The 6,930-nt window shown below is 59.9% G+C and carries 5 protein-coding genes; 2 read left to right on the top strand and 3 right to left on the bottom strand.

The window, feature by feature from the left end; translation table 11 throughout:
• Positions 1-334, bottom strand: a 334-nt coding sequence (gene sdhC, locus H281_RS0109760) for a succinate dehydrogenase, cytochrome b556 subunit (protein WP_033379519.1), incomplete at its 3' end; no start/stop codon positions are given.
• 217 nt (positions 335-551) lie between these two features.
• Here sdhC and H281_RS0109755 point away from each other — a divergent pair.
• Positions 552-1,448, top strand: coding sequence for a LysR family transcriptional regulator (locus H281_RS0109755; protein WP_020066922.1), 897 nt, complete (start codon positions 552-554; stop codon positions 1,446-1,448).
• Between the two features lie 33 nt (positions 1,449-1,481).
• Here the strand turns inward: H281_RS0109755 and H281_RS0109750 are convergent, their stop codons facing one another.
• Positions 1,482-4,658 (bottom strand): CheR family methyltransferase, encoded by a 3,177-nt coding sequence (locus H281_RS0109750; protein WP_020066921.1) that lies wholly within the window; start codon positions 4,656-4,658, stop codon positions 1,482-1,484.
• Positions 4,655-4,888 carry a ribbon-helix-helix domain-containing protein gene (locus tag H281_RS35610; RefSeq protein ID WP_020066920.1) on the bottom strand — a complete coding sequence of 78 codons (234 nt, stop codon included), beginning with the start codon at positions 4,886-4,888 and terminating at the stop codon, positions 4,655-4,657. Before H281_RS35610 ends, H281_RS0109750 begins: the two co-directional genes overlap by 4 nt.
• An 814-nt stretch (positions 4,889-5,702) precedes the next feature.
• Between H281_RS35610 and H281_RS0109735 the strand changes: the two genes are divergently transcribed.
• Positions 5,703-6,290, top strand: a complete 588-nt coding sequence (locus H281_RS0109735; RefSeq protein WP_027804453.1) for a BPSL1445 family SYLF domain-containing lipoprotein — start codon at positions 5,703-5,705, stop codon at positions 6,288-6,290.
• Positions 6,291-6,930: the final 640 nt, after the last annotated feature.

Raw genomic sequence — 6,930 nt, 5'->3', positions numbered from 1 at the left:
TGCCGCCTTCCTTGTTGACCGCGCGGTGCGTGTCCATCACGAGGTGACGGATGCCGGCGCAGAAGTGGAACAGGAACGCCCAGGCCAGCACCAGCGTGATGAGCTTGACGATGATGTTGGAGAGAAAGCCCTTGAAGACCTCGAAGCTCAGTTCGGAGGTCAGGCTCTGGTCGAAGAGGTACAGCAGGAACGGAAGGAAAACAAACAGCAGACCACCGCTCAAGCGATGAAGAATCGACACGCGCCCTGCAAGCGGCAGGCGATACGCCATCAATATCTGCCCGATACCGATGTTCCGGAATTCCGGCCTCGGTTTTTTTAATGTGTCAGCCACAGTAGACCCCCTTTGCCTCTTTAGATAAACACAACGGCGCACTCCGCCGCTCGCTCCGATATAGGCGCGAATCGTCCCACCTCATCCTTTGATCGAACGGAGTTGTATTGCGGGAAGATATTTAGGACGGACCGCGCGATAGCGATATTTTGTCGCACCGCTGATATACTGTCCAATATCTATCGCGTCTTACTGAAATAGCTTTTTCAGATATCAGATGGAACTGCGTCATATTCGCTACTTTCTCGCTGTCGCCGAAGAGCGCAACGTCACTCGCGCGGCCGAAAGACTCGGCATCGGTCAGCCGCCGCTCAGCCAGCAGATCCACGCGCTAGAAGACGAAATGGGCGTGCGGCTGTTTCGCCGCACCGGTCATGGCGTGGTATTGACGGAGGCCGGCGAGGCCTTCGCCGCCGACGCCAAGCGCATCCTGCACGACACGCGGCTGGCGGTCGAAAAAGCGCAGAGCGCGGGTCGCGGCGAAATCGGGCAGCTCAACATCGGCTTTACGGGGTCCGCAGCGTTCAATCCTGTCGTATCCAAGCTGATTCGCGATTATCGGCAGGACTACCCGAACGTCACCCTCACGCTTGCCGAAGGCAACACCGCACAACTGCTCGCCTATCTCGGCGACGGCCGTGTGGACGTCGCTTTCGTGCGTCTCGGCAGTCAGTCGCCAGCGGGCGTGCAGTTCCATCACATCGCAATCGAGCCGATGCGAATCGTATTGCCGGCAACGCATCGTCTCGCGAAGAAACGCAAAATCGCGCTGTCCGCATTGGCAGAAGATCCGTTCGTGATGCTTCCGCGAGAAGCGAGTCCCACGCTGCATGACGTCATTGTCGGAGCATGCAGGGAAGCCGGCTTCGAGCCGATCGCGGGACAGCAGGCGCCGCAGCTTTCGTCCGTGGTGAATCTGGTCGCTGCCGAGTTCGGCGTCTCACTGGTACCGGCTTCGGTATGTCAGATACAGGTCGAAGGCGTCGCTTATACCGACGTGCTCGGCAACGCCATCTCGATCCGGCTCGTGCTGGCCTCACGCATCGAGGCCGCGCCCGCAAAGACAGCAAACTTCCTGCAGAAGGCGGTTGCGTTGGCGTCGTCGGTTACGTGAGGCAGTCGACCAACACCATGATGCGTTGACCGTTCAACGCGTTCGCGATTGCTGCGATGGTGTGGCATTCGACGCATTGCCGCCCGCCGAACCGGCTGCAGGTAACGGTATCTCGATGTGACACGAGATGCCGTCTGCGTTGAACGTGAGTTCGGTGCGTGCCTGAAGCGTGAACTTCAGCGCCTTTTCGATGAGTTGCCGGCCGAAGCCGGTCCGGCTGCTATCCGGTCTGACGCGAACCCCGCTTTCCACCCACTCGAATACGAGCAATGCAGCCTCGGCGGTGCCCGCCTCGACGCGCCAGCGCACGTCGAGTCGTGCCTGCTCATCCTTCAGCGCGCCGTATTTGAGCGCATTGGTCGCCAGCTCGTGCAGGACGAGCGCGATGATCTGTATGTTCCGGAATCCGAGCGGCACGACCGGGCCATTGATCTTGACCCGTTCGCCGTTTGCAACGCCGAGCGCATCGAACTCGAGCCGCACGATATCGCTCAGGTTGATCAGATTGCCGTCCGCTTCCCCGACCAATCCCTGCAGACGTCCCAGCGCCGCGAGGCGGCTCGTGAACGTTTCCAGCTTTTGATCGGCGGTGAGCGTCTGTTCAGCAATAGATTGAATCACCGCCAGCAGATTGCGCGTGCGATGCTGCAACTCGCCGATCAGCACGTTCTGCCTGTCCTCGGCATGGACCATGTCCGTGACGTCGACAAAAGCAATCACCACACCGTCGATCTGCCTGTCGCCGTTGCGGTACGGCGCAAGGCGCACCAGGAAATGCGCAAGCCCATCCCTGCCGCTGACGTGGCGCTCCCGCGGCTGGTTCATTTTGAAGACGGTCTCGATATCGTGCTCGAGACCGTGCAACTCAAGGCGGCTGACGAGCTCCGTGATGGGACGGCCTCGGTCGATAGCACGGATATGGAAGATGCTGTCCATTGCCGGCGTGAACGAACGGATGACCAGGTTGCGGTCGAGAAACACCGTTGCCACCGACGTACTCTCGAACAGATTTCGCAAGTCGCTGTTCGAGCGGTCGAGCGCGTCGATCTTGCCGCTCAATTCCATATTGACGGTTTGCAGTTCCTCGTTGAGCGAAACGAGTTCTTCCTTCGACGCCTCCAGCTCTTCATTCGACGACTGCAGTTCTTCGTTGACCGAGACCAGTTCCTCATTGGAGGACTTCAATTCCTCCAGCGCCGTCTCGTACTCTTCGATCATGGACTGCAAACGCTCGCGAGTCTCGCGCAACTCCTTTTCGATCTGCGCCGCAGTGCCGTCGTGCATGGACTGCGCGCGCGCGAGCGCTTCCTCGCGGGCCGCTAGCGGGCCTTCGTCCTCGAAGATGACGAGATACATATGCTCGTCCTGCGGCTGACCAGTCAGCGGTTCCACTGTCAGGCTGATGAGCTGCACACGGCCGTCTTCGCCCTCCACGACGACGCCTTCGCGCGTGACCGTGCGGCCCGACTCGACCGTTTCGCGAAACACCGACCGCAGATCGAGGCTGAGTCCCTTGCGTGCGAGCGCAAACAGTTGCCGCGTCGGCACGCCGGGCGCCGCCTCCAGGTATTTGCCGGTGCGGCCCGAGTAATAGACGACATCGCCGTCGCGCGTGACGAGCACATGCGGCGGTGTGAAGCGCTCCAGCATATGGTTGTCCACCACGTGCCGCAGCGCAGCGCCGCCGAGCGCAGGGCGGCTTGGCGTCAGTCCTCCGGGTTGCCCGATCTTCAACGACGAGACTGACAGCGGCACACGGATCTGCGGCGAAACATCAGCTCTGCGCCGGAAGATGCGGTGCTTCTTCTCGACGGGCAGAAACAGTTCGTCAAACTGGCTGACGTTCTCCGATGTACCGAGGAAGAGGTACCCGTCCGGTCGCAGCGCATAGTGAAACGTCGGGATCGCCTGATTCTGGATTTCGGTACCGAAGTAAATTAGCAGGTTGCGGCAGGAGACCAGGTCGATGCGCGAAAAAGGCGGATCGCGAATCACACTGTGCGGCGAGAAGATGCAGAAGTCGCGCACTTCCTTCGTGAGGACATAGCTGCTGCCGTCCCGAATGAAGAAGCGCTCGCGCCGTTCGTCGGATACACCGTCGAGCATCGCTAGCGGGTAGCGTGCCGCGCGGGCGACGGCGAGCGCGCCGTCGTCGATGTCGGTGGCGAAAATCTGTACGCGCGGCGCCGGCTGGCGGCCATCCATCTGCTCGCGCAGCAGCATGGCGATCGAATAGACTTCTTCACCGGTCGCGCAACCGGGCACCCACACGCGAATTGTGTCGTCGGCGCCGCGTCCCTCCAGCAACTGGGGAATCACGATTTCCGCGAGCGCTTCGAACGCCTGCGCATCGCGAAAGAAGCTGGTCACGTTGATCAGCAGGTCTCGAAACAGAGCGGCGACTTCTTCCGGCTCTTTCGACAGACGCGCAACGTATGCCTCCGGCGTGAGGATTTCAAGGACCTGCATGCGCCGCTGCACGCGGCGCACAAACGTGTTCACCTTGTAACCGCTGAAGTCATGTCCGACCTGACTGCGCAGGATCGCGTAGATCGCAGTGCGCGCTTCGTCGAACTCGCTTGCATTGGTTTGCGCTCCAGATTTCCCGGCAAAGCCGTCGAGCATGAAGACGCCCGCGGCGAAGCTCGCGAGCTTCTGGCCCATTACCTCGGCGGGCACCACGAAATCGACGAGGCCCGTCGCGATCGCGCTTCTCGGCATGTCCGGATGATGCGGCCCAAAGCCGTCGCCGGCCTGCGCGAGTGTCAGCCCACCGCGCTCCTTGATGGCCTTGATGCCCAGTGTGCCGTCGGAATCGGCGGCCGAGAGAATCACGCCGGCTGACAGTTCGCCGACGTCGGCCGCGAGCGTGCTGAAGAAAACATCAATCGGTTTGCGCTCGCGCCGGATCTTGTCCTGAGACTGCACGTGGAGTGTGCGGTCTTCGACACTTACGACGGCGTCGGTGGGCAACAGGTACACATTGTTGGGTTCGATGGATGTGCCGTCTGCAATGGCGTGCACCGGCATGTCGGTAAAACGGGCGACGATTTCCGGCAGCATGCTGTCGCGATCGGGACTCAGATGCGTGACGATCACGCACGCGAGGCCGGGATTTCGCGGCATGCCGCGGAAGAAGCCCTCAAGCGCTTCGACGGCGCCAGCGGACGCGCCTATGCCGACAATCGGAAATGTGGTGGGTCGCGTCATCGTTTGTCCCGCATTGCCGCGCCTTTGCGACCAACGGGATGGGCCTGCCGCTTCGGGGGCGTACCGTCCGCGCTATTGTCCAGCGAAGGCATGGACTGCTCCTGCAGCAGCCGCGGTCCGGCACGGACGGCCTCGCTTGCCGTGCTGTAGCGGCCTACGACAATTTCTGCCTTTATGAACGACGCCAGTCGCTCCGTCAGACTAACGCATGGCGCGTGCTTGCTCGGCATGGGCGACTCGCGAAAATGGATGGGTATGATTTTATATTACGCCTTTGGAACTGGGCACTTCGACAACCCGTGGCGGGCTCAAACGCTTATTCACGCGAGAGTGTCTCAGGACAGAATCGCGAGGCAGAAGAGCATGATCACTGCGCACGCCCATTCACCGATGTTCGCAATGCGGCATCGGCCGCAGTGATCGCATACGACCTTGGTCCGATTGTCCTCAACAGATACGCAGCGCAATCATGTACTCACGACGCGAGCTTATGCGTCGTCGGGAACACCCTGGGAGCTGTTGTGGATGTTTACAGGAAACACCGCTTTTGCGCCGTCGCATTGAGCGGTGTGTTCCTGAGCGTTGCGGTCTAGCCAAGCCGGCGAGGGCGCTGAAATCGGCGCGGTTGGCGGCACGATGGTTTGCGGAGCGCGGGCTCGCAACAATCGGCAGGCCGCTGCAGATTGGAGTCAGGCGGAACGTGTTATTGGATGCCGCCACTGAGCGAAACGGCGTGCGTGTTATTCCGCTGGATGCGAAGTGCTTCATGGACGCGTGACGCAACCGTGGCCGGAAGTCTACCTTGGCCCGCAGATAGCGGCGAGCTGTAAGGCGAGAGTCTTATTCCTCTCGTCGCCATGACATCACAGAAATGGTCAAGCCGGGACGAGCCCTTAACGTTACTACCTGAGTACTCATCTGACCGCGTCATGTGACTGCGGCCGACCGAGTGATGTGATTGCTGCCGCAACGATTCAACGATTTAAGAACGATGTGTTTACCCGCGTACCGGTCCTTCGGCCGGAGCGCTAACGGAGGCCAACAATGAACAGACGGAACTTCGTGTTAAGAACTGCGGCTGCGATGGCTGCTTCCACTCTGGCGGTTGCCGGTTGCACCATGACGTCAGGCGGCGGCAAAAGCGCTGAGACCGACGCGTCCAAGCGCCAGGCCATTGATGCGAGTGTGAACGGTACATTGAGCCGGCTGTTCTCAACGGTGCAAGGCTCACGGGAACTTGCGTCGAAGGCACAAGGGATTCTGGTGTTTCCCGACGTGAAGAAGGCTGCGTTCATTGTGGGCGCCCAGTATGGCGAAGGCGCATTGCGTGTGGGCGGCACTACGGCTGGCTATTACAGCACGGCGGCGGCGTCATTTGGATTTCAGGCGGGGGCACAATCCACCGCTGTCATTTTCATGTTCATGACAAGCGACGCGCTCGCCAAATTTCAGAGTTCGTCTGGCTGGTCGGCCGGGGGTGATGTTGGGGTATCGGTCGTGAAGGTAGGTGCGAATGGCGCAATCGATACGACATCGGCAACCTCGCAGGTAGTCGCCCTCGTGCTCACCAATGTCGGACTGATGGCCGACGCTTCGGTTAACGGTGCGAAGGTGACGAAGCTCAACCTTTAGGCCCTGAAGCATGTGATAGCAATGTATCGGGCGTTTGCGCGATCCGAACCTCGTCGCGCTCCGGCGTGACCTGGACGACGATGGTTCAATCGATTCAGGACATGTCCGCGATCCATGCAGCGCATCCGGCGTCGTGTCGTTAAAGGTCGGCACGACGCGCGGGACGCGTACTCGCTCGGAAATAGAGTTTGGATGTGGTCGAACGTCAGGAATCCGAACTTGGTCAGGAATGCTTCAGCCCGTTCATGCTGCAATGTCGCCTGATTGACTTCGACCGCGAACCATCTCATTCACGCACTTATCGCTATCTGACTCAGCTTTAGACAGCGCGCGAAATTATGCTATTTGGTCGCAGTTAGCATAATCGCGCCGAAGTAGAGCGCGTAACGCGATTCCAAACCGGAAACGTTTTGAATCTCACTGCCTGTACGCTATAAGCGAACTCGATTGCTTCTTGCATAGGTGAGCGTGAAGCGGAATGCAAGCGATGCAGCGAAAGCCATGCTCCGGTAGCCTCGGCCTTCTAATTCGCCTACGGGTGACGAACGGCCACCATGTGCCTTTAAGGCGCAAATGTGTCCATACGGTACTTCCCAACTCCCTCGTCGACTTGCAACGATGTTATTAACAGGCTATTGAA

The organism is Paraburkholderia caledonica (genome assembly GCF_000383275.1).
In the GTDB taxonomy this organism is placed as follows: Bacteria; Pseudomonadota; Gammaproteobacteria; order Burkholderiales; family Burkholderiaceae; genus Paraburkholderia; species Paraburkholderia caledonica.
This window is presented reverse-complemented; position numbering and strand designations above follow the sequence as displayed.

Coding starts and splice junctions, on each gene's coding strand:
- H281_RS0109735 (WP_027804453.1), top strand. CDS start 5,703: ATGAACAGACGGAACTTCGTGTTAAGAACTGCGGCTGCGATGGCTGCT.
- H281_RS0109750 (WP_020066921.1), bottom strand. CDS start 4,658: ATGACGCGACCCACCACATTTCCGATTGTCGGCATAGGCGCGTCCGCT.
- H281_RS35610 (WP_020066920.1), bottom strand. CDS start 4,888: ATGCCGAGCAAGCACGCGCCATGCGTTAGTCTGACGGAGCGACTGGCG.
- H281_RS0109755 (WP_020066922.1), top strand. CDS start 552: ATGGAACTGCGTCATATTCGCTACTTTCTCGCTGTCGCCGAAGAGCGC.